The organism is Altererythrobacter sp. CAU 1778 (genome assembly GCF_054482795.1).
The window spans coordinates 1,630,281-1,656,541 of record NZ_JBTLRP010000001.1; the positions used below are offsets into that span (position 1 = coordinate 1,630,281).

The following is a 26,261-nucleotide window of genomic DNA, read 5'->3' on the forward strand; positions in this document are numbered from 1 at the left end:
CGCGAACTCACCCATTGCCGATGTTCCGCTTATGTTCTAATGCAGACGGATGTCAGCCCCACCTGAGTCGATCCACGGTCGCGGCGCGCAGTCCGGCGCGGTGCCGACGCGTTTCGGGCTGGCGGAGCGGGAGGCGGATGGCGATTGGCGTGACCATATGGTGGCGCTCAATGGACCTCCGGTAAAACTCCGCACCCATGTGACGGAGGAGCGGCCGAAGACTATCCTCAGCTTCAACCAGTCGCCGGACATCTTCTTCGACCGCTCGATCAACGCTTATCGCGGGTGCGAGCATGGCTGCGTCTATTGCTTCGCGCGACCGACCCACGCCTATCACGATCTCTCGCCGGGGCTGGATTTCGAGACGCAGCTGTTTGCCAAGCCCGATGCGGCAAAGCTGCTGCGCGCGACTTTGGCGAAGCGCGGCTACACGCCCCGCCCCATCGCGATGGGCACGAACACCGATCCCTACCAGCCGATCGAGCGGCGATACCGCATCACGCGCTCCATCCTTGAAGTGTGCCTGGAGACGCGCCACCCCGTCACCATCACCACCAAGTCGGACCGTGTCTGCGACGATCTCGACCTGCTGGTGGAGATGGCGCGGCGGAGGCTGGTGGCGGTGGCGATTTCGGTGACGACTTTCGATCCGCGCCTCTCCGGCCTGCTCGAACCGCGCGCGGCAGCGCCGGCGAAGCGCATGGCGGCAATCGGCAGGCTGGCCGAGGCGGGCGTGCCGGTCCATTGCTCGATCGCGCCGATCATCCCCGCGATCACCGACGAGTTTATGGAGGAGATCGTCGAGCGCGCCGCCGAGGTCGGAGCGCACTCGGCGGGCTGGATACCGCTACGCCTGCCGCATGAAGTCGCGCCGCTGTTCCGCGAATGGCTCGCCGTCCACTATCCCGACCGCGCGCGCAAGGTGATGAGCATCGTCCAGTCGATCCGCGGCGGGAAGGACAACGATCCGCAGTTCTTCACCCGCCTGAAGCCCACCGGCGTCTGGGCCGACCTCTTCCGCACCCGTTTCCGTATCGCCTGCAAACGCGCAGGCATCGGCAGCAAGTCCACCGGCGCGAAGTTCGAACTGGATTGCACTCAGTTCAGAGCGCCGGAGGTGGGAGGGCAGATGCGGTTGTTGTGAGTGTCGCGATTGTTTGGAGAGCTGACAGCAACAGTCGAATTATCTGGATTTGATGATCTCGCTCAACAAAAACAGAAGCGTGTACAGCGTAAACAGAAGGTACCAAACCAACCTCGGCTTCCGAAATTTAATGAGTGGAAACCAACCGATGGCAAGTAGGTAGGTGAACACGCTAAGCAGCGGTGCCGCCATCAAGATCAATAGCAAATCGGCATCAGTGAAAATGGCATGGAGCAGCACGAAGGGCAGAAACTGAACTACCGTTCCCCGTAAAAATTCTCGATCGCGCAACATTGCGTTCTCCATGGGTTACGGATGTCGTATTTCTGGAGAGTGCCCAATCGGGTCGCGAACGGAAATTCACCCAAACACCTCTCCACCCTCGCCCGGCGCGAACCTCACCAATCGACTGTCGACCAGCGCCGCCGTGCGGTTCACGACCGCTTGCTGATATTCCGCGTCCTTGACCATTTCGAAGAACGCGCCTGCATTGGGATATTGCGCTACAAACCCGTCGTGCCAGTGCATCGCTTCCGGCCCGGTCAGCACGGCCTGGAACGCGCCGCGCCAGACGATGGTGCCGCCCACGCGACGGAAGATCGGGCCGCTGGTCTTGCCGTATTCCTCATAAGCGCGGCGGCCGCTCCAGCCCTTGTCGGCGTGCTCGTGGCCTGTAGGAAATTCCGCCGTCTCGCGAAATTGCAGCAGGTTGAGCATGTGGATCGGCTCGTCGCGCGGCAGGGCCTTGAAGGCGTCGAAATTAGCGCGGCTGGGGTCGATGTAGCTTTCGGGCATTCCTCGCTCTCCTAGACTTGCACTTCGCGCCACTCGCCCGGCGCGAGGCCTTCGACGCTCCATTCGCCGATGCGCCAGCGGATGAGGCGCAGGGTGGGCAGCCCGACGGCGGCGGTCATGCGGCGGACCTGCCGGTTGCGGCCTTCGGTGATCTGCAGCGCGATCCAGCAGTCGGGCACGCTCTTGCGATAGCGGACGGGCGGGTCACGCTCCCACAGCGGCGGCGGCTCGACGCGTTTCGCCTGTGCGGGCCGCGTCACGCCATCGTTCAGCCGCACACCGCGTGCGAGTTGTGCCAGCGCCTCGTCCCCCGCCTCCCCCTCTACCTGCGCGAGATAGGTCTTCGCCATCTTGTAGCGCGGCTCCGCAATGCGCGATTGCAACCGCCCGTCGTCGGTCAGCAGCAGCAGCCCCTCGCTATCCTTGTCGAGCCGCCCGGCGGGATAGACCCCCGGCACATCGACCAGATGCGCCAGCGTGTCGTCCACGCCTTCCTTGCCGCCTGTGAACTGCGAGAGCACGCCGAACGGCTTGTTAAGCAGGATAAGCCTGCTCACGCCCCGGTGTCGGCAAGCTTGTAGTCCGCGAACCGTTCACGCAGGTCCTTCTTGCTGATCTTGCCGGTCGCAGTGTGTGGGATGTCGTCGACGAACTCGACCGCGTCGGGCAGCCACCATTTGGCGACCTTGTCGGAGAGGAAGGCGATGACGCTTTCAGCGCTCAAATCCTCGCCGTCCTTCTTGACCACGAACAGAACCGGGCGCTCGTCCCACTTGGGGTGAAACATTCCGACGCAAGCGGCCTCGGCGACGCCGGGGTGGCCTACGGCGGCGTTTTCCAGCTCGACCGAGCTGATCCACTCGCCGCCGGACTTGATAACGTCCTTGGTGCGATCGGTCAGTTGCAGCGTGCCGTCAGGGTGGATGATGCCGACATCGCCGGTGTCGAACCAGCCTTCGGCGCTCACCGCGTCTTCTTCCGCCTTGAAGTAGCGCTGGATGATCCACGGTCCCCGGATTTGCAACGCGCCGCTCGTCTCGCCGTCGCGCGGAAGAGGGGTCTTCATGTCGTCGAGATCAACCGTGCGCAGTTCCACGCCGAAGATCGGGCGGCCCTGCATCGCGGTCTTGGCGACCTTTTCATCGAAGCTGAGGTGCTCCCAGTCCGCTGTCGGCCCACCGACCGTGCCGATGGGCGAAGTCTCGGTCATGCCCCATGCGTGCTGTACGCGGGTGCCGTTCCTCATCAATCGCTCGATCATGAACTTCGGGGCAGCCGAGCCGCCTACGGTCGCCGCCTTGAGCGGCGGCAGGTCCAGACCTTCCCTGTCGCAATACTGGAAGTGCGCGAGCCAGACGGTCGGCACGCCCGCGCTGTCGGTCACGCCTTCGCGCAACATCAATTCATGCAGCACGGCGGGATCGTTGACCGTGCTGAAGACGAACTTGATACCCGCCATCGCGCCGGCATAGGGAAGCCCCCAACTCGCCGCATGGAACATCGGCACGACGGGCAGCATCACGGAAGACGCGCTGAAGTTGAAGCCCGCAGGCTGAAGGCCCGCCATGGCGTGCATCATGGTGGAGCGGTGTTCGTACTGCACGCCCTTGGGATTGCCGGTGGTGCCGCTGGTGTAGCAGATCATGCAGGGGTCGCGCTCGCTTCCCTCAACCCACTGGAAGTCGCCGTCCTGTTGGCCGATCCAGTCTTCGAAACTTTGCGAGTGTTCGCCGGAATCGAAGCAGATGTAATGTTCCACCTGCGGCCACTTGTCGCGCATCCGGTCGACGATGGGCTGAAAGGCCGCGTCGTAGAGCATGACCTTGTCGTCGGCGTGATTGACGATGTATTCGAGCTGGTCGTCGAACAGCCGCGGGTTCACCGTGTGAAGCACGCCGCCCATTCCGGCGACGCCATACCAGCTGACCAAATGGCGCGAGTGGTTCATCGCCAGGCTAGCGACCTTGTCGCCAGGCTTCAGGCCAAGCGCCTGCAACGCCTGCGCCATCTTCAACGCATCGCGCCGAATGCCGCTCCAGTCGGTGCGCGTCTCGCTACCGTCGGCCCAGCGGGTCACGATCTCGCGCGATCCGGCCTCCCTCGCGGCGTGATCGATCACACGCGTTACGCGCATGGTCCAGTCCTGCATGGCACCCAGCATCGGTCTCTCTCCCTAAACTTTCTTACGGCGCGTGTAAGCGGTCAGGCGACCAGTCGCAGATGCGATGCCCCCCGCCGCGCGCTCAGCGCGATATTGGCAATCCCTTCGATGCTTGCCAAGCGTTCCGCGCTTTCGCCGTCGAGCGCGAAGTTGCGGCCAAGGCGCAGACACGGCTCATCCTCGCTACCGATCCGCAGCTTCACCAGCACCTCGCCCTTGGCATCGGGTGCGGTCGGCAAGGCGAGCGCCAGTTCCGCCAGAGCCTCCGGCGAGGTCACGTCGAGTTCCAGCAACATGCTCGCCGCGCTCTTCACCTCGTCGAGCGGTCGCGCACCGCGCACGGTGATGCGCGGCGGCTCGTCCGGGCTGGGCGAATCGAGTTCGACATTGAGGAGCAGGCAGGTGCCGTCCGCGGCCCATTTCTGGAACAGGGGGACGAGCGATTCCTCGAAACAAGCCGCGCTGAACTGGCCCGAGCTGTCGGAGAAGTCCGCGCGAATGAAGTCGGCCCCGCGCTTGGTCCGGCCCTTGTTCACGCTTTCCACCATGACCGACATCACGGCAGGTGCCCGCCCGCCCGGCGGCGCCCCGCTTTCCATCAGGTTTTGATAGCTGCGCGCGCCGTTGGCGCTGGCGATCTGACGATAAGCCTCGACCGGATGGGCGGCGAAGAAAAAGCCGAAATTCTCGCGCTCCTTCGCCATCTGGTCGGTGCGGGACCATGGCTCCGCGGGTTTGAGGCGCAGCGTATCCCCGCTCTCAGCCGCTTCGCCGAACAGGCCGGCCTGCCCGCTCTCGCGCTCGCGCACGGCGGCATCGGCAACGGCGAGCAGCGTATCAACATTGGCGTGCAGCTTTGCCCGGTCGGGTTCCAGCCCGTCGAGCGCGCCCGCCGCGATCAGCCCTTCGAGCTGCCGGCTGTTCATCGCGCCCTTCGGCAGGCGTTCGAACAGGTCCTGCAAGCCAGTGAACGGGCCATTCGCCTCCCGCTCCCCCACCACGGCTTCCATGGCTTTTTCACCGACATTGCGAATGCCCGCGAGCGCGTAGCGCACGGCATAGCCATCGTCGGTCTGTTCGACGGTGAACTCCGCCTCGGATGCGTTGATGTCGGGCGCGGCGACCTCCACCCCGCCATTCTTGCCGGGGTAACGGCGCGCATCGTCGACGAACACCGCCAGCTTTTCCGCCTGGTTCATGTCGAAGCACATGGAAGCGGCGTAGAATTCTTCCGGATAATGCGCCTTCAGCCATGCCGTCTGATAGGCGAGCAGCGCGTAGGCGGCGGCGTGCGACTTGTTGAAACCGTAGCCTGCGAACTTGTCGATCAAATCGAACAGCTCGTTCGCGCGCTTTTTCTCGATGCCGGACACGTCCTTGCACCCGTCGACGAAGCGCTGGCGCTGCGCGTCCATCTCTGCCTGTACCTTCTTGCCCATCGCGCGGCGCAGCAGGTCGGCATCTCCGAGCGAGTATCCGGCAAGGATCTGCGCGGCCTGCATGACCTGTTCCTGATAGACGAAGATGCCGTAGGTTTCGGCAAGGATACCTTCCAGCTTCGGGTGCGGATACTCGATCGGCTCCTCACCCGCCTTGCGCTTCCCGAACAACGGGATGTTGTCCATCGGGCCGGGGCGGTAGAGCGAGACGAGGGCGATGATGTCCTCGAACTTGGTCGGCTTCACCGCTGTCAGCGTACGGCGCATCCCCTCCGATTCCAGCTGGAACACGCCCACGGTGTTGCCGGATTTGAGAAGTTGGAACACCGCCGGATCATCCAGCGGCAAAGCGGACAAGTCGATCGTGATGTCCCGCTTCAACAGCAGATCCGTCGCCTTGCGAAGAACCGACAGCGTTTTCAGTCCGAGGAAGTCGAACTTCACCAGCCCGCTGCTCTCGACATACTTCATGTCGAACTGCGTCACCGGCATGTCGGAGCGCGGATCGCGGTAGAGCGGCACCAGCTGGTCGAGCGGACGGTCGCCGATCACCACGCCTGCCGCGTGGGTGGAGGAATTGCGCGGCAGCCCCTCCAGCTGCATGGCGAGGTCGATCAGCCGCTTGACCTCGTTGTCGTTGTGATACTCGTTCTTGAACTCGCTGACGCCGTTGAGCGCGCGCGGCAGCGTCCACGGATCGGTCGGATGGTTGGGCACCATCTTGCAAAGACGATCGACGTGGCCGTAGCTCATCTGGAGGATACGGCCGCAATCGCGCAGCACGGCGCGCGCCTTCATCTTGCCGAAGGTGATGATCTGCGCGACGTGGTCCGCGCCGTATTTCGCCTGGACGTAGCGGATCACCTCGCCGCGGCGGGTTTCGCAGAAGTCGATGTCGAAGTCGGGCATCGACACGCGTTCCGGATTGAGAAAGCGTTCGAACAGCAGGCCGAGTTTCAACGGGTCGAGATCGGTGATGGTCAGCGCCCAGGCCACCACGCTGCCCGCGCCCGAGCCACGGCCCGGCCCAACGGGGATGCCGTTGTCCTTGGCCCATTTGATGAAGTCGGCAACGATCAGGAAGTAACCGGGAAAGCCCATGCCGACGATAACCTCGACCTCGAAGTCGAGGCGTTCGAAATAGGCTTTGCGGTCTTCTTCGGAGAGATCCTCATACACCGCCAGCCGCGCTTCGAGGCCCTTACGCGCATCTTCCGCCAGCGCCTTGGCCTCGCCCTCCAGATCGCCGGCGAGGCTGGGCAGGATCGGCGCGCGCTTGGGCGGCGCGTAGGCGCAGCGCTGCGCGATGACGAGCGTGTTGGCGGTCGCTTCCGGAAGGTCGCGAAACGCCTCGTCCATCATCGGCGCGGACTTGACGAAACTGTGCTTGGCCGACCGCGGCCGTTCCTCCGCCTCGATATGCGTCGAATTGGCGATGCACAGCATGGCGTCATGCGCGGGGTGGAAATGCGGGTCGGCGAAATTGGCCGGATTGCTGGCGACCAGCGGCAGGTCGCGCGCATAGGCGAGGTCGATCAGCGCCGCTTCCGCAGCCTGCTCCACCGCATTGCCGCGCCGGGCGAGCTCGACATAGAGGCGGCCGCCGAACAGCGTCTCCAGCCGGTCGCTATAGCGGCCGGCCTGGTCGCCCTGCCCCTCGGCCAGCAGTCTAGTCAGTGCACCTTCATTCGCGCCGGTGAGCGCTATCAGGCCACCGGAACGGCCTTGCAGATCGTCCAGCCGAACGTGCGGTTCGAGGTGCAGCGGCCGCTCCAGATGCGCTTTCGAGACGAGGTGGCACAGGTTCTGGTAGCCATCCTCGTTCTGCGCGTAGAGCGGGAGGTAGTCGATCGTCTCCCCCGCCTCGTCCCCGCCGCAATCCGCAGGCCGCGACACGCCGAGCAGGGTTCCGGTGATTGGCTGCACCCCGCGCTCCATGCAAGCGCCCGCGAACATGACGCTGCCGTAGAGGCCGTTGCGGTCGCAAATGGCGATGGCAGGAAAACCGCGATCCTTGGCCAGCTGCGCAATCGCCTTGGGGTCGATCGCCCCCTCCAGCAGCGAGTAACTCGACAGGACGCGCAGCGGGACGAAGGGAGCGAAAGCCATGCTGCTACATTAGGAATTGCTGCGGGATTCGGAAGCGGTTTGCGGCGCTAATTCTCCACAGGGTGCCGGCCGGATGAGTGACTGTTTTACTATTCAGCCAACTGCTCACCTACGACCGACATGGGGTGGGAAGCGGACCGTCTGCTTTCAGAGCGAGCCTTGAAAAATCGGCCCTCAATCCAAAGTGCCGACGGCGACGAGATGGTTATGTAAGCGGTCCAAAAATATTTAAAATTAGCTGGACTGATCGACAAACCTCCTGATTTTACAATCGTTCAAAATTGGCATTAACCTGTCGCTCGGTAACAAAATTCCTTCTAACAAATCAGGAGAAAAGAAATGCTACGCAATGCCTACCTCCTCATTCTAACCTGTGTCGGGTTGAGCGCATGTGCAGCTACCCCATCCTTCGATACTTACGAATATGCAGGCTTTGATTTAGGTGCCGCGGTGACCGGACCTCTGGTTCTGCAAGATGGATGCTTGGCTATTGCTGCCGAAACAGAAACGGTTCGTGCAATTCTGCCAGATGGCACAAGACTGCAGGGGGAAACGGTGCGACTGCCAACCGCGAACGGAGCTTTCGTCGCTTCCGTGGGCGAAAGCTATACCTTCTACGGGGGGTTCTCTGGACCACCAGGACAGGAAATTTCTGGCACTTCATGTCCACAACGAGGCTTCATCGTAAATAGAATAGGAAATTAGCATGAAAAAGACAGCATTACTGATCGCTCGTGCATTATTCCCTGCCTTCGCCATGGCACGCGGCTGATCGGGAATATCTAGTCTTGGTGCCCACCGTCGTCGCAGGGTTATTTCTTAGATGCGTCATCAACCGGTCGGCGGTCGCGCTTTGGCTGCCCGTCCCCAACCAACGGTGCTGGTGGCACGTATCTCGGAATAACCCTACAAGTCGGGATTTGGTGAAACGAGATTAACTTCTGAATGACCGCAATTGGGGTCGCGAACTGACAGTCAGCTTTGAGCTACACTGTTTCGTATAGCAGACCAGTCAGCCCTCCCGCCAATCAAAGCAGCTTCTCGATATCCTTCGCAATGCTTTCCGGCTTGTCGGTCGGGGCGTAGCGTTTCACGACATTGCCTTCACGGTCAATCAGGAACTTGGTGAAGTTCCACTTGATCGATTTCGAGCCCATCAGGCCCGGTGCCTCGCCTTTCATCCAGTCGAACAGCGGGGCGGCATCGGGGCCGTTGACCTCGATCTTCTCCATCAGCGGGAAGGTGACGCCGAAGTTGACCTTGCAGAATTCGGAGATTTCGTCCGCGCTTCCCGGCTCCTGCGCGCCGAACTGGTTGCAGGGGAAGCCCAGCACTTCGAAGCCGCGATCCTTGTAGCTTTTGTAAAGCTCTTCCAGCCCGTCATACTGCGGAGTGAAGCCACACTTGCTTGCGGTGTTGACCACCAGCAGGACCGTGCCGAGTTTCTCCGACAGGTCGAGCGGCTCGCCGCGGTTGGTCTTGACGGTAAAGTCGCCAAGCGCGGTCATTCCGCGCCCTCGCCTTCGCCCGTTTCGCCTGTGGCCGGAAAGCCTTCCACCGCAGCCAGTTCGGCGATCTCGGTCGCGCCATATTCGCGGTCTCCGGCCTTCTGGATAACATATTCGCGCCGGTCGTCTTCAGGCAGCATCATAATGTGGCGGATCAGTTCGGCGAAAGTGCCACGGCGCAGCGCGTTTGCGCCGTCGAAGACGCCGCCGCCGTCATCCTTGCGGTGCAGCGAAGCGCGGTCGTCCCATTGCACGCCTTTCCAGCGTCCGTCGGGGCCACGATATGTCGATGGGTGATCGGTCATGAATTCCTCCTTTGCCAAGCCTAACGCTGCAAAGCCCGAGGCGTTTCCTATTCGAGCACACCTTCGTGCAGACGAACGATCCGATCCATGCGCGCTGCCAGCCGCTCGTTATGCGTAGCGATCAGCGCGGCGCTGCCCTCACCCCGCACCAGTCGCAGGAATTCCTCCAACACGCGGTCGGCGGTGTGCTCGTCGAGATTGCCGGTCGGCTCATCCGCCAGCACCAGATCGGGCCGGTTGGAAAGCGCCCGCGCGACGGCGACGCGCTGCTGTTCGCCGCCCGAAAGCTGGCTGGGCCGATGGTCGAGCCGCGCGGCAAGACCGAGCGCCTCGAGCAGTTCCGCCGCCCGTGCCTCTGCCTCTGGTCGCGCCCGCCCGGCGACGAGCTGCGGGAGCACGACGTTTTCGAGCGCGTTGAAGTCGGGCAGCAGGTGGTGGAACTGGTAGACGAAGCCGATGTGGTCGCGGCGCAGTCGGGTGCGTTCGTCGCCCGACATGGATGCCGCTTCCTGTCCGGCAATTGCGATGCTGCCGCCAAAGCCGCCTTCCAGCAGGCCGACGGCCTGAAGCATCGTCGACTTGCCGGAACCGGACGGGCCGAGCAGCGCAACGATCTCTCCCGGCGCGACCGACAGATTGACCCCGCGCAACACATCGATGCGAATGCCACCCTGCTCGAAGCTGCGAGTCAGATTTTTGAGCTGGATGACCGGGTTACTCATAGCGCAGCACCTGCACCGGATCGGTGCTCGCGGCCTTGAACGCCGGGTAAAGCGTGGCGAGCAGGCTCATGCCGAGTGCCAGCAGGACGATGAATAGGATTTCGAGCGGGTCGGTCTTGGCCGGAAGTTCGGTCAGAAAGCGGACCTCCGGGTCCCACAGTGTGCGGCCCGTCACCAGCTCGATCCCGCGCGAGATGCCCTGCCGGAATTCGACCATCAGCAGGCCGAAGATCAGCCCGGCGAATGTCCCGATCGCGCCGACGACGAAGCCAGTGGTTACGAAGATTTTCACCAGCGAGCGCCGCGTCGCGCCCATCGTTCGCATGATCGCGATGTCGCGCGTCTTGGACCGCACCAGCATCACCAGCGAGGAAAGGATGTTGAACGATGCGACCAGCACCATGAAGGACAGTACGAAGGCAGTTACCATGCGGTCGATCTGGATCGCTTCGAAGATCGAGCTGTTGATGGTCTTCCAGTTGTTGACCACTGCACGACCGGTCAACGATTGCACCACCGGAGCCATGATTTCCTCGACCCGCTCCGCGTCCTCGGTCTGCACCTCGATCATGCCGACCGTATCGCCGATCAGCAGCAGGGTCTGCGCGTCTTCCATCGGCATAACGACGAAAGCCTCGTCATACTGGTAGACGCCGACTTCGAAGATCGCGGCGACCTCGTAGCCGATCTGGCGCGGGACCGTGCCGAAGGGGGTGCTGCGCCCCTGCGGATTAATAATGGTGATCGTCTCGCCCAGCCTGATGCCGAGGTTTTCCGCCAGCCGCGCGCCGATCGCGACCTTGCTCTCGCCGGGGCGGAGCTGGGAAATTTCGCCGAGGATCGTCTTGTCCGCCAGCGCGTCGATGTCTTCCTGCGTGTTTCCGCGCGCCAGGATCGCCTCCACCCGGCCATTGTAGGTGCCAAGCAGCGGCTGTTCGATCAGGGGCGAGGCTTCCGTCACACCAGGGGTGTTTCGCACCTCTTCCAGCACCTGCTCCCAGTTTTCCAGTCGCCCGCCATAGGCCTGCACGATGGCATGGCCGTTGAGGCTGGTGGTCTTGTCGATCAGTTCTGCGCGAAAGCCGTTCATCACGCTCATCACGATGACCAGCAGGCCGACGGAAAGCATGACGACACCCACGCTGATCGCGGCGACCAGCGCAATGAACGCCTCTCCCCTGCCCGGCAGGAGGTAGCGTTTGGCAATCGTCCATTCGAAGGTGGAAAGGATCAAGCGATGGTCCCGAAAAGGCGGCAAGTTGCGCGCCGGCACTTAGGCAGGACGGCCCTTGCTGGCAACTGAATTGGCGCGGGCGCAGGCACCCTATCCACCGCGCAACAGCTGCACGCCCCAGTCCCGCTCGAACAGGTAGAGCAGCACGCGAGCCGCCTGCCCGCGCTCGCTATCGAGGCCGCCGTCGCGTTCGATCAGCAGCCGCGCATCGTCATGAGCTATGGGAAGCAGCCGCTGAATTTGTTCGAGGTTCGCGACATTGAACGGCGTGTCGCCCGACTGCCGCGTGCCGAGCAGCTCGCCCCCGCCGCGCAGGCGCAGATCCTCTTCGGCAAGACGGAAGCCGTCCTGCGTCTCTCGCATCAGAGCCAGCCGGTCACGTGCGGTTTCGGATAGCGTTTCTCCGCGCAGCAGCAGGCAGACCGACTTCTCGCTCCCCCGCCCCACGCGCCCGCGCAGCTGGTGCAACTGGGCAAGGCCGAAGCGTTCGGCCTGCTCGATCACCATGAGAGTTGATGAGGGCACGTCCACGCCGACTTCGATCACCGTGGTGGCAACCAGCAGCTTTGCCGCGCCGCTTGCAAAACGCTCCATACCTGCGTCTTTCACCTCGGGCGCAAGCTGGCCGTGGACGAGCACGACATCCGCGCCGAACCTCTCGCGCAAGGCCGCATAGCGGGCCTCGGCGGCGGCGATGTCGTCGCTTTCGTTGTCGCGGACCATGGGGCAGACCCAATAGGCCTGCTGCCCGCTCGCCATGTGGCGCTCGACCGCGGCAATGACATCGGCCATCCGGTCCTGCGAGACGACCCGCGTGTCGATGGCCTGTCTGCCCGGTGGCATTTCGTCGAGCTTGCTGACGTCCATCTCGCCATATTGCGCCAGCGTCAGCGTACGCGGGATCGGCGTGGCGGTCATCGCCAGCGTGTGAGGCGTGCGGCGGCCTTTCTTCGCGAGCATCAGCCGCTGGCCGACACCGAAGCGATGTTGTTCGTCGATCACGACCAGCGCCAGGTCCTTGTATCCGACAGTATCCTGAAAGATCGCGTGCGTGCCGATAACGATGTCGATGCTGCCATCGAGCAGACCCATCAGGATGGATTCCCGCGCACGCCCCTTGTCGCGGCCGGTGAGCAGAGCAACCTCCGCGCCGGTCGGTGCGGCCATTGCCCGGATCGTCTCGAAATGCTGGCGCGCCAGTATTTCGGTCGGCGCGAGGAGCGCGGCCTGCTTGCCTGCTTCCACGGCCACCAGCATGGCGTGGAGCGCAACCGCCGTCTTGCCCGAGCCGACATCGCCCTGAAGCAACCGCAGCATTGGCGATTCCTGCGCCATGTCGCCTTCGATCTCGGCGACGGAGCGCGATTGCGCGCCCGTCAGCGCAAAGGGCAGTTGCAGCCTGTCGCGCAAGCGCCCGTCGCCCTGCAATGCCTGCCCGCGCGCCTTGCGATTGGCAGCGCGCACCAGCATCAAGGCAAGCGAGTTGGCGAGCAGTTCGTCATAGGCCAGCCTGTCGCGCGCAGTTTCGTGACGGTCGCGGTGGCAGAGGGTCAAAGCGTCGCGCCATCCCGGCCACTTCTCCCGCTCGAACACGCCCGGTTCGATCCACTCGGGCAACTCCGGCGCAGCGGCCAGTGCCTGCGTGCACAGCGAAACCATCCGGGGCTGCGTCAGCCCTTCTGCCAGGCGATAGACCGGCTCGGTCAGCTTGCCGGTCAGCGCGCCGCTGGTGTCTGCCACGTGGTCGGGATGAACGATCTGGAGCATATCGCCATACCGGTCGAGCCGTCCGGCGACCCAACGCTTCTCCCCCACCGGCAGTTGCTTCTTCGCGGTGTAGCTCGCGCGGCCGAAATAGGTCAGGGCACAGATATTGCCGGCCTCGTCCTGTGCGAGAACGCGATAAGGCCCGCGGCCGGACCGCGGGGCGCGATGCTCCGTCGGGGTGAGCGCCACGACGATCTGTTCGCCCTCCGCGCCCTCGTCCAGATTGGCGATCGCGCGGCGGGAAACGAAGCGTTCGGGCAGGTGATAGACGAGGTCGCGCAGCCGCGTGAGGCCCAGCTTCTCCAGCGGCTTCTTCAGCTTCGGGCCGACGCCTTCCAGCGTCTCGGTCTCGGCAAACAGAGGATTGAGTATTTCGGGGCGCATGAAGCCGCGCAGTATAGCCGCTTGCGCGCGCAAGGCGAGTGGCCTACCCGGCGCGCGTGCCGGATAATTCGCCCGATTTCGCGACCCGCATCGCCCGCGCGCGCTTCCGCGCGTGGCATAGAGGCACGCGCGAGGCAGACTACATGGTCGGCGGCTTCTTCGACCGCTATCACGAGAGCTGGGGCGAGGCTGAGCTGGCGTGGTACGAAATGCTGCTCGATCGCGACGATCACGACATCCTCGCTTGGGTCCTGGGCGGCGCGGAAGTGCCGCCGGACTTCGCAGGCGAGCAGATGGCACTGATGCAAAAGCTCGACTACGTCACTATCTGACCTTCTCCCCTGCCGGCCCCGGCGGGAACGACACCGCCCTGCCCCGCTTTAACTGCAAGACGTCCATGCCCGACCTTTCCCGCATCCTGTCCGCCAAACAGCCGCTGACGCTCGCCTCGCTGGTGCGCGGGGCGCAGCCGCTGGTGATGGCCGACCTCGCCCGCGCGGCGAAGGGTCGCGCAGTCTTCATCGCTGCAGACGAAGGTTCCATGCGGGCGCTGGCCGATGCCGCGCGCTTCTTCGCGCCAGAGCTGGAAGTGCTGGAGTTTCCCGCGTGGGACTGCCTGCCCTTCGACCGCGCCAGCCCGGCCCTGTCGGTCAGCGCGCGGCGGTTGTCGACGCTCCACCGCCTGCAGGCTGGCAAGAGCGGTTCGCAGCTGCTCGTCACCACCATCAACGCCGCGCTCCAGCGCGTGCTCACCCCGTTCCGCATCCGGGAATGCGTGCGCGAACTGAAGCCGGGCACGGAGATCGGCCACGACAGCCTCACCAGCCTGTTGCGTCGGCAGGGCTATTCGCGCAGCGACACCGCCATCGATGCGGGCGAATTCGCCGTGCGTGGCTCGATCTTCGACATCATCCCATCCGGCCTCGAAGGCGGATTGCGGCTCGATTTCTTCGGCGACGAGCTGGAAAGCCTGCGCCTGTTCGACCCAACGACGCAGCGCACCATCGGGACGCTCGATTCGCATCTTCTCCTGCCCGCCAGCGAGGCACTGATCGACGAGGAGAGCGTCAAGCGTTTCCGCAGCCGATACCGTGAGATGTTCGGCGCCAACGCCACGCAGGACCCGCTCTATCAGGCAGTGAGCGAGGGTCGTCGCCTAGCAGGAATGGAACACTGGCTCCCGCTGTTCGAGGACAAGCTGGCAACGCTGTTCGACCATCTCGGCAGTGATGACGTCGCGGTAATCGAGAACGCCGCCATCGGCGCCGCCGACGAACGGCTGACCGACATCACGGACTACCGCCGCAGCCGCGCCGAGAATGCCGGGCAGGCCAAGGGCAGCTACCGGCCGCTGGCCGAGTATGCGCTCTACCTGTCGGGCGACGAATTCCGCAGCGCATTGGCCGCGCGCACCGTACATCGCGCCAATCCGTTCAGCGAGCCGGAGCGCGAGAGTGTGCTCGACTTCGATTATTCCGCAGCGCGCGATTTCTCCCCGGAGCGTGCGCGAGGCGAGAACGTCTACGAAGCCGCCGCAAAGCATTTCAAGGCGGTGTCGAAATCGGGCAAGAGGCCGCTCCTGGCCGCTTATTCGGAAGGGTCGCGGAGCCGCATCGCGTCCATCCTGGGCGAGGCCGGCACGCCCGCCGTGCTTGCCGAAAGCTGGCAGGATGCACTCGGCAAATCGGCCAAGGGCAAGCTCACCGCCATGGTGCTGCCGCTCGACAACGGCTTCGCCAGCGACGACCTCGAGATCGTTACCGAGCAGGATTTGCTCGGCGACCGGCTGGTCCGCCGCAAGAAACGCCGCAAAGATGCCGATGCCTTCCTGGCCGAGCTGCAATCGCTCGCTCGCGGCGATCTCGTCGTCCACCTGGAGCACGGCATCGGCAAATACCTCGGCCTAGAACCGATCCCCGTCGGAAAGAGCCAGCACGACTGCGTGGCCTTGGAATATCGCGGCGGAGACAAGCTGTTTATCCCGGTCGAGAACATCGATGTCCTCACCCGGTACGGCAGCAGCGAAGAAGCGGTGCAGCTCGACCGGCTGGGCGGCGAGGCATGGCAGAAACGCCGCGCGAAGCTGCGCGAGCGTATCCGCGCAATCGCGGGCGAACTGATGGAAACCGCTGCCGCGCGCGCACTTCGCAAGGCACCGATCCTGTCCGCCGATGGCGCAAGCTACAACCAGTTCGTCGACCGCTTCCCGTGGGAGGAAACCGACGATCAGGATCGTGCCATCACCGATGTGCTGCACGATCTCGAAAGCGGGCGCCCGATGGATCGGCTCGTCTGCGGCGATGTCGGCTTCGGCAAGACCGAGGTTGCCCTGCGCGCCGCCTTCGTCGCAGCGATGAACGGCCAGCAGGTCGCGATCATCGCGCCGACCACCCTGCTCGCACGGCAACACTTCCAGCACTTCACTCAGCGCTTTGCAGGCTTCCCCCTACAAGTCGGCCGCCTGTCGCGCCTCGTCCCGGCCAAGGAATTGACCGAGACCCGCGAAGGCCTTGCCGACGGTACGGTCGACGTTGTCATCGGGACGCACGCGATCCTGTCGAAGAGCACGAAGTTCAAGGATCTCGGCCTCGTGATCGTCGACGAGGAGCAGCGTTTCGGGGTCACGCACAAGGAAAAGCTGAAGCAGCTTCGCGCCGACGTTCACGTGCTCACGCTGACCGCCACGCCGATTCCGCGTACGCTCCAGATGGCGATGTCGGGCCTGCGCGAGTTGTCGACCATCCAGACCCCGCCGGTCGACCGCCTCGCGGTGCGGACCTACGTGATGGAGTGGGACGACATGGTGATGCGCGAGGCCTTGCTGCGCGAACACCACCGCGGCGGGCAGAGCTTCATCGTCGTGCCGCGCATATCCGATCTCGAAGCGCTGGAAGGCTGGCTGAAGGACAACGTACCGGAGGTGAAGTCCATCACCGCGCACGGCCAGATGGGCGCGGGCGAAATCGAACAGCGCATGAGCGCCTATTACGAAGGCAAGTACGAAGTCCTGCTTTCCACCACCATCGTCGAGAGCGGGCTGGATCTGCCGAGCGCCAACACGATCATCATCCACCGTGCCGACCGTTTCGGCCTTGCCCAGCTTTACCAGCTTCGCGGGCGCGTCGGACGCAGCAAGATCCGCGCCTACGCGTACCTCACCACGCCCGCCAACACGCAGTTGAGCGAAGTGGCAGAAAAGCGGCTCAAGGTGCTGGGCGATCTCGATAGCCTGGGGGCTGGCTTCCAGCTTGCCAGCCACGACCTCGACATTCGCGGCGCAGGAAACCTGCTGGGCGACGAGCAGAGCGGTCATATCCGCGAAGTCGGGTTCGAACTTTACCAGTCGATGCTGGAAGACGCGATCCTGGCCGCCAAGGCAGGCGATGCGGGGCTGGAGAGCGACCGCACCGGCCTCAGCCCGCAGATCACAGTCGATGCGCCGATCATGATCCCGGACGATTACGTCCCCGACCTTGCCGTGCGCATGGCGCTATATCGCCGCCTCAACGATGCGCGGGACAAGGCCGAGATCGAGGCGATGGCGGCCGAGATGATCGATCGCTTTGGCCCGCTGCCCGATGCGACCGCCAACCTCGTCCGCCTGATCGAGATCAAGCACCAGGCCATTGCCGCCAATATCGCCAAGATCGACGTCGGCGCGCGCGGCACGCTTGTCACCTTCCACAAGGACGATTTCCCCGATCCTGCAGGCCTGCTTGCCTATGTCGACCGGCTGGAAGGGACGGCCAAGCTGCGCCCGGACATGAAGCTGGTCATCAACCGCGCTTGGGGCGATCCCAAGAGCCGCCTCAACGGCCTTTTCCAGCTGACCAGGGGCTTGTCGAACATCCTCGCCAAGAAGGCGAAGCGCGCGACGGAGGCGGCCTAGGCCCTGCCTGCCAACGCCGCGAAATCATCGCCGGACATGGGCGCGGCGCGCAGGAAACCCTGATAGAAAGCGCAGCCTTCCTGCACCACGAGTGCGCGCTGCACCTCGTCCTCGATCCCTTCCGCTATGACTTCGAGGTCAAGCGCGTGAGCCATGGCTATGATGCCGCGAAGCACCGCGAGATCGCGGCTGTCGCGGGCGATATCCTCCAACATTGCCCGATCGAGCTTCAGGTAGTGGAGCGGCAGGAACTTGAGATATCGGAAGTTGCAGAACCCAGCGCCGAAATCGTCGAGCGCGATCCTGACGCCAAGGTCGACGAGGCGGCTCAGGCTGTCCGCTGTCTGCTCCAGATTGGACAGCAACGCCTGCTCCACGATCTCCAGCGTGAGACGCGCCGGATCGAAACCCGTCGCTTCCAGCATTTCGCGAAGGGAATGAGCGAAGCTGCCTGCCGTCATGTCGGTCGGCGTGACGTTGAGAGAGAGCCGCAAGTGGTCCGGCCAGGTCGCCGCGCCTTCCAGCGCGCGGCGGGCGATATGGCGCGACAGGTGCGCGACGTGGTCCGCCCTGTCGGCAATCGCGAACAATGCCCCTGCACCGATGCGACCAAGCTCCGGGTGCTGCCAGCGGGCAAGCGCCTCCGCTCCGACCAGCCTGTCGTCGAGCCCGGCATATTGCGGCTGGAACAGGATCTCGATCTCGTCCCGGTCAAGCGCGGCGAGAAGGTCCGCTTCCAGCTGCGCGGCGCTGCGCCCTGCAAGGTTACGCTCGCCATCCACCCATAGCGAGCGCGCGCCATGGGCGTGCTGCGCGACATTGAGCGTTTCCGACAAGCGATCGAGCATGACGTCCAGCTCGTCTGCCGGCAGCGCCCGCATCAGCGCGACGCGGGGCCACAGGCGCAGCGTCGCGTTTCCGTCGGCGCCGCCCATCGGACGGCTGATGCTGTCGGCCAGCGCCTGCGCCAGCCATTCCCACCGCTCCCGGCTGCATGGCTCGTTCGCTGCGACGAGGAAGGTGCCGCCGGAAAGACGCGCGGCGATCCATTCGCCTTCCAGTTCGAACCCGGCGAAGCGGAGTATGCGCGCAGCGATTTCGACCAGCGCGGCGTCGCCAGCGGATTCGCCATAGGCAAGGTTTACCGTGTCGAACCGCTTGAGCCCCAGCAACAGCGCATGGATCGGCGGATTGTCTCCCCGCTCCCGCGCCTCGGCTTGCCAGTGAGCGATCTGTTCGCGCGCGCTGGCCAGCCCTGCAAGGCCCGTCAGCGGGTCGCGGTCGTCTCGGCTCGAAGGACGTTTCACGGCGAAAACCATTGCGCTTCCCTAGACTTGCAGCGGTTAGCAAAGCGTTCCTGTTGCGCGGAAAGCCCAAGCGCGCGCGTTGCAATTGCTTGGCACGCGCCATAGGTAGCGCGAATACGGTTGGGGAGGACCGGAGGTGACGCAGAATAACGGCTACCGCAGGCTCGCGCTTCTCGCCTCCGATACCGAGGCGGCGCAGACCGCGCGCATGGCATTGTCCGACATGGCAGATTGGGTTCCGCTGGAGGAAGCGGATGCCGCCGTCGTGCTGGGCGGCGACGGCTTCATGCTTCAGACGCTTCACCAGATGCTCGACAGCGGGCATATCCTGCCCGTCTACGGCCTCAACCTCGGCACCGTAGGCTTCCTCATGAATCGCTTTCGCAACGGCACCAAGCTGATCGAGCGGGTGGCGAAATCGAAGGCGATCATCGTTGCGCCGTTAACCATGAGCGCGACCACGCAGGACGGCCAGACGCACCGTTTCAGCGCCATCAACGAAGTGTCCCTGCTGCGCGAGACGCGCCAGACCGCGAAGATCGAAGTGTCGGTGAACGAAAAGATTCGCATCGCCGAACTCGCCTGCGACGGCGTGCTGCTGGCGACGCCTGCCGGATCGACCGCGTACAACCTGTCCGCGCGCGGACCGATTTTGCCGCTCGATTCGCAGCTGCTCGCCCTCACGCCGATCAGCCCCTTCCGCCCCAGGCGCTGGCGCGGCGCGATCCTGCCCGACAAGAGCCGCGTCGGCTTCCGCATCCTCGAAGCGGACAAGCGACCCGTCGCCGCCGTCGCCGACCAGAAGGAATTGCGCGACATAGCCGAGGTGCAGCTGGAAGTCTCCCACGACCAGGAACTGACCCTGCTGTTCGACCCCGGCCACAGCCTTGACGAACGCATCGTAGCCGAACAATTCCTCAATTGAGCAAATCCGGGTCTTGCCAAAGACCGGGACGCTGAATATAGGCGCGGCTCGCTCGCAAGGGCTGCTCCCCGATAGCTCAGCGGTAGAGTAGGTGACTGTTAATCACTTGGTCGTTGGTTCGAATCCAACTCGGGGAGCCACTATTCCGACAATTCGCTAGCTGAGACCGGTTTCCGGTCAGCTCGGTTGTCACGATCCCAGCAACAGGCGCGAGCCGACCCAGATCGTCAGTGCGGCGGTGAACCAGCGGATGACCCGCGGGTGCAGGACCTTCAGGGCCAACAGGCTCCCGATCTGCCCCCCCACCACGACGGCGAGCATGAGCGGCAATCCGAATGCCACCGCCTCCCCCAGCCTGTCTGGTCCGTTCTTCAGAAGCTGGCCCGCAAGGCCGAACAGCGAATTGACCAGTATGAACACGCTGGCCGTCGCTGCGATCCGGCGCGAGTCATTCCAGCGTACGAGGTGCAGCAGAGGGGCAAGGAAGATGCCTCCACCGATGCCCACCAGCCCCGCGACATACCCCAGCGGAAGCGCGGCGGCGGGCATGAGACGGGCAAAGCGGGTCGGTTCGTCCCCGCCGGAGGCCTGCGGCACGAACAGCGCCAGACCCGCGAGCACGAGGCTGGCACCCAGAATGATGAAGAACGCGCCTTCCCCGACCGGCGTCAGACCGCCCACAAGCGCCGCTGGCGCCGCCACGGCGGTGAGGGTCATCGCGCCGCGCCATGGCATAACCCCCGCCCGCCCGAAGCGAACCGTGCTTCCGGCAACGACGGCGATATTGCACAGCAGGGACAGCACCGGCAGCAGGCGATAGTCGAACCCGCTCAGCGCCAGCAGGGCACTGTAGGTCGAGCCTCCGCCGAAGCCGACCGAGGCATATAGCAGCGCGGTGACGAAGAACGCCGCCGTCAGGGCGATGCCGCTCATCCTACCCGCGCTGCTTGCTGGTCAGGTCAGGCTGCGGCGCCGTGGCAATGCTTGTACTTGCTGCCCGAACCGCAAGGACACTGCGCGTTGCGGCTGATTTCCATGTCCGCGTACGGATTCGCCTTGTCCGCCCCGCCCGGCCCCACCGCAGCAAAGGTCGAACCTGCCAGAGCGCCGAACAGCGCCGCGCGCTGCGCCGAGCCATCGCCATCGTCGGAATTCTCGCGACCCGTCAGCGGATCGATATGGCCGGTCAGGAAGTCGGGCAGCTCGGGCAATTCCGGCTGCTCGGGCGGCATGATCCGCAGCTGGCTGGTCATGAGCGTGCGGGTGACATCCTCGCGGATCGTCTCCAGCATCGATTCGAACAGGCCGAAGGCTTCGCGCTTGTACTCGTCGATCGGCTTGCGCTGGGCGTAGGCGCGCAGGAACACCACCTGCCGCAGCGCGTCGAGCGTCGCGAGATGCTCCTTCCAGTGGTAGTCGAGCTTCTGCAACAGCACGCTCTTTTCCACCGAGCGCCAGATCTCCGCATCGCTGCCTGCGACCTTGGCATCCATTATGCCGTCGGTTTCGGCGACCACGCGCTCCTCGATCAGTTCCGGATCGATCTCGTCTTCGGTGAGCCATTGTTCGACCGGCGGAGCGATATCGAACACGTCGGCAAGGCGTTCCTTCAGCCCTTCGACGTCCCACTGTTCCGGATAGGTCCCCGGTGGGCAATGGGTGGAAACGACCGCGTTCACCGTATCGTGGCGCATGTCGACGACGACGACGTCCACCGCCGCGCTGTCCATGATTTCGGCGCGCTGTTCGTACACGACCTTGCGCTGGTCGTTCATCACGTTGTCGTATTCGACAACCTGCTTGCGAACTTCGTAGTTGCGCGCTTCGACCTTCTTCTGCGCGGTCTCGATCGCCTTGCTGAGCAGCTTCGATCCGATCGCCTCGCCATCCTCGAGGTTCGAGTTCATCATCTTGGCGAACAGCGTGTCCGGGCCGAAGATGCGCAGGAGGTCATCCTCAAGACAGAGGTAGAAGCGCGACAGGCCGGGGTCGCCCTGACGGCCGGAGCGGCCGCGCAGCTGGTTGTCGATGCGGCGGCTTTCGTGGCGTTCGGTGCCAAGCACGAACAGGCCGCCCGCTTCCTTCACCTTCTGCTTCTCGTTCTCGATATCCTCGGAGATCCGAGCAATCGCCGCATCGCGTTCCGGCCCTTCGGGCATATCGCCGACTTCGTCGTCGATACGGAATTCGAGGTTGCCGCCGAGCTGGATGTCAGTGCCGCGGCCCGCCATGTTGGTGGCGATAGTCACCGCGCCAAGGCGGCCCGCCTGCGCCACGATATGCGCCTCGCTCTCATGGAAGCGGGCATTGAGAACGGAGTGCTTCACCCCTTCGCGGTCGAGGAACTGGCTGAGCAGTTCGGACTTCTCGATGCTGACCGTGCCGACGAGCACCGGCTGCCCGATCTCGTTCTTCTCGCGGATCGCCTTGGCGATCGCCTGGAACTTGTCCTGCGTATTCTTGTAGAACTCGTCGTCCTCGTCGATCCGCTGGACCGGCACGTTGGTCGGGATTTCCGTGACGTTGAGCTTGTAGATGTCGAAGAATTCCGCCGCCTCGGTCGCGGCCGTACCGGTCATGCCCGACAGCTTGGGATACATGCGGAAGTAGTTCTGGAAGGTGATCGAGGCCATCGTCTGGTTCTCGGGCTCGATCTTGACGCCTTCCTTGGCCTCGGCTGCCTGGTGCAGGCCGTTGGACCAGCGGCGCCCATCCATCATGCGGCCGGTGAATTCGTCGATGATGACGACCTTGTCGTCCTTCACGATGTAATCCGTGTCACGTTTGAACATGACATTCGCCTTCAGCGCCTGGTCGAGGTGGTGCACCACCTGCGTGTTCTCCACGTCGTAGAGATTGTCGCTTTCGAGCAGGCCGCGTTCGATCAGGATCTTCTCGACTTCCTCGACGCCATCCTCGGTCAGGATGATGCTCTTGGACTTCTCGTCCTTGTCGTACCAATCCTCTGGAATGGTCTTCACCACTTCGTCGAGCGCGACGTAGAGTTCGGACTTGTCCTCGGTCGGGCCGGAGATGATCAGCGGCGTTCGCGCTTCGTCGATCAGGATCGAATCGACTTCGTCGACGATGGCGTAGTTGAAGGGGCGCTGCACCATCTGGCTGCGCTCGTGCTTCATGTTGTCGCGCAGGTAATCGAAGCCGAATTCGTTGTTCGTCCCGTAGGTGATGTCGGCGGCGTAGGCTTCGCGGCGCGAGAATTCGTCGAGATTGGGCACGATCACGCCGACCGTCAGCCCGAGCCAGCGATAAAGCTGCCCCATCCATTCCGCGTCGCGGCGGGCGAGGTAATCGTTCACGGTGACGACGTGGACGCCCTTGCCTTCGATCGCATTGAGATAGGTCGCCAGCGTGGCGACCAGCGTCTTGCCTTCGCCCGTGCGCATTTCCGCGATTTCGCCACGATGCAGCGTGATCCCGCCGATCATCTGTACGTCGAAATGCCGCATCCCGAGCACGCGGAGCGAGGCTTCGCGCACCACGGCGAATGCTTCGGGCAGAATGTCGTCGAGCGTCTCGCCTGCGCTCAGGCGGTCGCGGAATTCCTTGGTCTTGCCTTGCAACTGTTCGTCGGACAGTGGCTTTATGCTGTCTTCCAGCGCGTTGACCTGGGTGACGATCTTGCCGAGCGATTTGACGTAACGGTCGTTGGACGAGCCGAACAGGGCCTTGCCGAGGGACTGGAGCACGGGCGATTCCTCGCGATAATAGGGAGTTTATATGCAAGCAGCGGGACGCGCAGCAGGCGCATCCCGTCAGCGGAACTGGAAAAGGCGGTTAAACGCTATTCGAGAGCGCGGTCGACGCCGTACTGCAGCGTCGGGATGATCACCGTCACCGAGCGGCGGCGATCGTGGCCGGTCTTGCGGCGATTGTCGACAGGCATACGCGAGGTCGGCTGCGACCGCGTCGGTTCCTGGATGCAAACGCCACCCTTGGCGCATTGCTCGGCAAGTTCGGTCAGTGCGTTTTCGATCGCCCCGGCGCGCGCGGTTTCCGGGCTGCCGAGAGCGGCAAGTCCGGTGAACAAGGCAACGAGAGCGAGCAGATGACGCATATCGGGTGTGGACATAGCGCGCGACCAGCCGTTCGTCCAGAGTGATGAGCCGATAAAGCAGGCAGACGTGGCCGCTTCGCAACATTCGTGCGTCGGGGACAGGCGGAGATTGCGGAAAGCTTCCCGCGACCTTACACGGCCCGGCCATGGAACTCGCCCGCTCCCCCCTCGCCCGGCCCTTCCCCGATATGCCCGCCATCGACGGCGTCAGACTGCGCGTTGCCCGGGCGCACTACAAGCAATGGGACCGCTGCGACCTGACCTATGTCGAACTGAGCGAAGGCACGAGCGTCGCCGGGGTCTTCACGCGCAATATCTGCTGTTCGAGCGAAGTCGAGCTTGGCCGCGAACAGGCCGCGCGCGGCGCTGCTCGCGCACTGGTCGTGAACGCCGGCAATTCCAATGCGTTTACCGGGTATCGCGGGCGGGAGGCGGTCGAACAGATCATGCAGCAGATCGCGCAGCACCTCGGCTGCTCGGCAAATGAGGTGTTCGTTTCCTCCACCGGCGTGATCGGCGTTCCCCTGCCCCGCGACAAGGCGCGCGACGGCGTGGCGGCCGCGCTGAGAACGGACGAATGCGGCTGGCAGGACGCCGCCGACACGATCGCAACCACCGACACTTTCGCCAAGGGCGCCCACGCCAGCGCGATGATCGGCGAGACGCGCGTGGAACTATGCGCGATCATCAAGGGCAGCGGCATGATCGCACCCGACATGGCGACCATGTTGGGCTACATCTTCACCGACGCGGCAGTGGAGCCTGCCTTCCTCCAGCAAATGCTCAGCGAGGCGAATGCCGGCACCTTCAACTGCATCACGGTGGACAGCGATACCTCCACCAGCGACACGGTGCTTGCCTTCGCTACGGGCAAGGCGGGGAACATTCCGCTGGCCAGCTACGACAGCGAGGGCGCGGATGCTTTTGCCGCCGCGCTGCAAGACGTCTGCCGCCAGCTTGCGCAACTGGTCGTGCGCGATGGCGAAGGGGCGCAGAAGTTCATCGCGGTTGAAGTCACGGGCGCGCAATCGGATGACAGCGCGCGTCGGATCGGTCTCGCCGTGGCAAACTCACCGCTGGTGAAGACCGCTATCGCGGGCGAGGATGCCAACTGGGGCCGGGTCGTTATGGCGGTCGGCAAGGCGGGCGAACCGGCGGACCGCGACAAGCTCTCCATTGGCTTTGGCGGCACCTGGGCAGCGCGCGAGGGCTTGCCGCTCGCGGATTACGACGAAGCCCCGGTGGCCGAACATCTGCGCGGGCAGGACATCACCATACAGATCGACCTCGGTCTGGGCGATGGGCGCGCCACCGTGTGGACCTGCGACCTGACGCATGGCTACATCTCGATCAACGCGGACTACAGGTCATGAGCGAAAGCGCGCTGGATGCGGAGATCCTGGCGCTGATGCGCTACGTTTCGGACCGCGTGATCCTGCCGCGGTGGAAGAACCTGTCTGCTGGCGAGATCATCGAAAAGGCGGAAGACGATCTCGTCACCGTCGCCGACAGGGAGAGCGAGGCCTTCCTGACCGAAGCGCTGGCGAAGCTCGCGCCGGGCGTCGCAATCGTCGGCGAGGAAGCCGCCCACGCCGACCCCGGCGTGCTCGATCACCTATCCGGCGCGTGCTGGATCATCGACCCGATCGACGGCACGCATAACTTCGCCCGTGGCGAAGGGCCGTTCGGCATCATGCTCGTGCTCGCCGATGCAGGAGAAGCAGTGGCAGGCTGGATCTACGATCCCGTCGCGGAACGGTTCTGCCATGCGCGCCGCGGCGAAGGCGCCTTCGTCGATGGACAGCGGGTAACGGCGAGCGCAACGGGCGAGGATAGGCCGGTCGCCGCGATCTCCACCATCTTCCTCGATCCGGCGCGCCGGGCCGCCGTGACCGAGCATATCATGCCGCACTACCGCGTGGTCGAGACACCGCGCTGCGCGGCGGAACAATACCCGCGCCTCGCGCTGGGCGAAAACGACGTGTCGTTCTTCGAGCGGACGCTGGCATGGGACCATGCGGCCGGAACGCTGTGGCTGAACGAAGCGGGAGGCAAGGTCTGCCGACCCGACGGATCACCCTATCGCGTGGACGAGGTCGGGCGCACCGGGATGATCGGCGCGGCCAGTCCGGCGCTGTGGGACGATCTGGCCGCGCTTTACGAAAGGCTGGATTAAAGCTCGCCTTCCAGCCAGCTCTTGAGCTGGTTCTTGGGCGCCGCGCCAAGCTTTTGCGCGACCGGCTTGCCATCCTTGAAAAGGACCATCAGCGGGATCGACTGAACGCCGATCTGGCCGGGAATTTCGGTGTTCTCCATGATGTCCATCTTGGCGATGGTCACCTGCTCGCCCAGTTCCTCGCTAATTTCCTCCAGCGCGGGGGCGATCATCTTGCACGGGCCGCACCAGTCCGCCCAGAAATCGACGAGCACGGGCTTGTCCGATTCGAGGACGTCGGACTGGAAGCTCGCGTCGGTGACTTGCTTGGTGGCCATGGGA

20 protein-coding genes and 1 tRNA gene are annotated in these 26,261 nt (G+C 64.0%); 7 read left to right on the plus strand and 14 right to left on the minus strand.

Annotated features, from left to right (window positions below; genetic code table 11):
- Nucleotides 1-49 precede the first annotated feature (49 nt).
- Entirely contained in the window at nt 50-1,144 is a 1,095-nt protein-coding gene (locus tag ACXYN8_RS07745) for a PA0069 family radical SAM protein (protein WP_458888781.1), read from the plus strand.
- Nucleotides 1,145-1,504: 360 nt separating this feature from the next.
- On the opposite strand, the gene ACXYN8_RS07750 is transcribed toward ACXYN8_RS07745, so the two are convergent.
- From ACXYN8_RS07750 to recG, 9 genes are all read right to left on the minus strand, one after another.
- Entirely contained in the window at nt 1,505-1,939 is a 435-nt protein-coding gene (locus ACXYN8_RS07750; protein ID WP_458888782.1) for a DUF1330 domain-containing protein, read from the minus strand.
- Between the two features lie 11 nt (nt 1,940-1,950).
- On the minus strand, nt 1,951-2,496 hold the full coding sequence (locus ACXYN8_RS07755) for a pseudouridine synthase (RefSeq protein ID WP_458888783.1): 546 nt from the start codon (nt 2,494-2,496) through the stop codon (nt 1,951-1,953).
- The gene (locus tag ACXYN8_RS07760; protein ID WP_458888784.1) at nt 2,493-4,100 is read right to left on the minus strand and encodes a long-chain fatty acid--CoA ligase; all 1,608 of its coding nucleotides are present in this window, start codon (nt 4,098-4,100) and stop codon (nt 2,493-2,495) included. The genes ACXYN8_RS07755 and ACXYN8_RS07760 overlap by 4 nt, the downstream gene beginning before the upstream one ends.
- Nucleotides 4,101-4,141: 41 nt before the next feature.
- The gene (gene dnaE / locus ACXYN8_RS07765) at nt 4,142-7,648 is read right to left on the minus strand and encodes a DNA polymerase III subunit alpha (protein WP_458888785.1); all 3,507 of its coding nucleotides are present in this window, start codon (nt 7,646-7,648) and stop codon (nt 4,142-4,144) included.
- Nucleotides 7,649-8,676: 1,028 nt separating this feature from the next.
- Nucleotides 8,677-9,156, minus strand: a complete 480-nt coding sequence (locus tag ACXYN8_RS07770) for a glutathione peroxidase (RefSeq protein ID WP_458888786.1) — start codon at nt 9,154-9,156, stop codon at nt 8,677-8,679.
- Nucleotides 9,153-9,461 carry a hypothetical protein gene (locus ACXYN8_RS07775; RefSeq protein ID WP_458888787.1) on the minus strand — a complete coding sequence of 103 codons (309 nt, stop codon included), beginning with the start codon at nt 9,459-9,461 and terminating at the stop codon, nt 9,153-9,155. Before ACXYN8_RS07775 ends, ACXYN8_RS07770 begins: the two co-directional genes overlap by 4 nt.
- 47 nt (nt 9,462-9,508) lie before the next feature.
- Nucleotides 9,509-10,183, minus strand: coding sequence for an ABC transporter ATP-binding protein (locus tag ACXYN8_RS07780; protein ID WP_458888788.1), 675 nt, complete (start codon nt 10,181-10,183; stop codon nt 9,509-9,511).
- Complete coding sequence (locus ACXYN8_RS07785) at nt 10,176-11,417, minus strand: lipoprotein-releasing ABC transporter permease subunit (protein WP_458888789.1); 1,242 nt, start codon at nt 11,415-11,417, stop codon at nt 10,176-10,178. Before ACXYN8_RS07785 ends, ACXYN8_RS07780 begins: the two co-directional genes overlap by 8 nt.
- Before the next feature lie 90 nt (nt 11,418-11,507).
- Nucleotides 11,508-13,568 carry an ATP-dependent DNA helicase RecG gene (gene recG, locus ACXYN8_RS07790; protein ID WP_458888790.1) on the minus strand — a complete coding sequence of 687 codons (2,061 nt, stop codon included), beginning with the start codon at nt 13,566-13,568 and terminating at the stop codon, nt 11,508-11,510.
- A 38-nt stretch (nt 13,569-13,606) separates the two neighbouring features.
- Between recG and ACXYN8_RS07795 the strand changes: the two genes are divergently transcribed.
- Both ACXYN8_RS07795 and mfd read left to right on the plus strand, forming a co-directional pair.
- Nucleotides 13,607-13,900, plus strand: coding sequence for a succinate dehydrogenase assembly factor 2 (locus tag ACXYN8_RS07795; RefSeq protein WP_458888791.1), 294 nt, complete (start codon nt 13,607-13,609; stop codon nt 13,898-13,900).
- Nucleotides 13,901-13,965: 65 nt separating this feature from the next.
- Nucleotides 13,966-17,457, plus strand: a complete 3,492-nt coding sequence (gene mfd, locus ACXYN8_RS07800; RefSeq protein WP_458888792.1) for a transcription-repair coupling factor — start codon at nt 13,966-13,968, stop codon at nt 17,455-17,457.
- Here mfd and ACXYN8_RS07805 read toward each other — a convergent pair.
- Nucleotides 17,454-18,764, minus strand: a complete 1,311-nt coding sequence (locus ACXYN8_RS07805; RefSeq protein WP_458888794.1) for an EAL domain-containing protein — start codon at nt 18,762-18,764, stop codon at nt 17,454-17,456. The two genes, mfd and ACXYN8_RS07805, sit on opposite strands and share 4 nt — an antisense overlap.
- A gap of 136 nt (nt 18,765-18,900) precedes the next feature.
- Between ACXYN8_RS07805 and ACXYN8_RS07810 the strand changes: the two genes are divergently transcribed.
- Nucleotides 18,901-19,689: an NAD kinase gene (locus ACXYN8_RS07810; protein WP_458888795.1), complete on the plus strand. Its 789-nt coding sequence runs from the start codon at nt 18,901-18,903 to the stop codon at nt 19,687-19,689.
- Between the two features lie 65 nt (nt 19,690-19,754).
- Nucleotides 19,755-19,829, plus strand: a tRNA-Asn gene (locus tag ACXYN8_RS07815).
- 49 nt (nt 19,830-19,878) lie between these two features.
- Here the strand turns inward: ACXYN8_RS07815 and ACXYN8_RS07820 are convergent.
- The 3 genes from ACXYN8_RS07820 to ACXYN8_RS07830 form a co-directional block, all read right to left on the minus strand.
- Nucleotides 19,879-20,622 carry a sulfite exporter TauE/SafE family protein gene (locus tag ACXYN8_RS07820; RefSeq protein ID WP_458888796.1) on the minus strand — a complete coding sequence of 248 codons (744 nt, stop codon included), beginning with the start codon at nt 20,620-20,622 and terminating at the stop codon, nt 19,879-19,881.
- Nucleotides 20,623-20,648: 26 nt separating this feature from the next.
- Nucleotides 20,649-23,396, minus strand: a complete 2,748-nt coding sequence (gene secA / locus ACXYN8_RS07825; protein ID WP_458888798.1) for a preprotein translocase subunit SecA — start codon at nt 23,394-23,396, stop codon at nt 20,649-20,651.
- Between the two features lie 95 nt (nt 23,397-23,491).
- Entirely contained in the window at nt 23,492-23,779 is a 288-nt protein-coding gene (locus ACXYN8_RS07830) for a hypothetical protein (RefSeq protein ID WP_458888799.1), read from the minus strand.
- Nucleotides 23,780-23,910: 131 nt separating this feature from the next.
- Between ACXYN8_RS07830 and argJ the strand changes: the two genes are divergently transcribed.
- Nucleotides 23,911-25,137: a bifunctional glutamate N-acetyltransferase/amino-acid acetyltransferase ArgJ gene (gene argJ, locus ACXYN8_RS07835; RefSeq protein WP_458888800.1), complete on the plus strand. Its 1,227-nt coding sequence runs from the start codon at nt 23,911-23,913 to the stop codon at nt 25,135-25,137.
- Complete coding sequence (locus ACXYN8_RS07840; protein ID WP_458888802.1) at nt 25,134-25,940, plus strand: inositol monophosphatase family protein; 807 nt, start codon at nt 25,134-25,136, stop codon at nt 25,938-25,940. Before argJ ends, ACXYN8_RS07840 begins: the two co-directional genes overlap by 4 nt.
- On the opposite strand, the gene trxA is transcribed toward ACXYN8_RS07840, so the two are convergent.
- Nucleotides 25,937-26,257 carry a thioredoxin gene (gene trxA / locus ACXYN8_RS07845; RefSeq protein ID WP_458888803.1) on the minus strand — a complete coding sequence of 107 codons (321 nt, stop codon included), beginning with the start codon at nt 26,255-26,257 and terminating at the stop codon, nt 25,937-25,939. The genes ACXYN8_RS07840 and trxA overlap by 4 nt on opposite strands.
- Between the last annotated feature and the right edge of the window lie 4 nt (nt 26,258-26,261).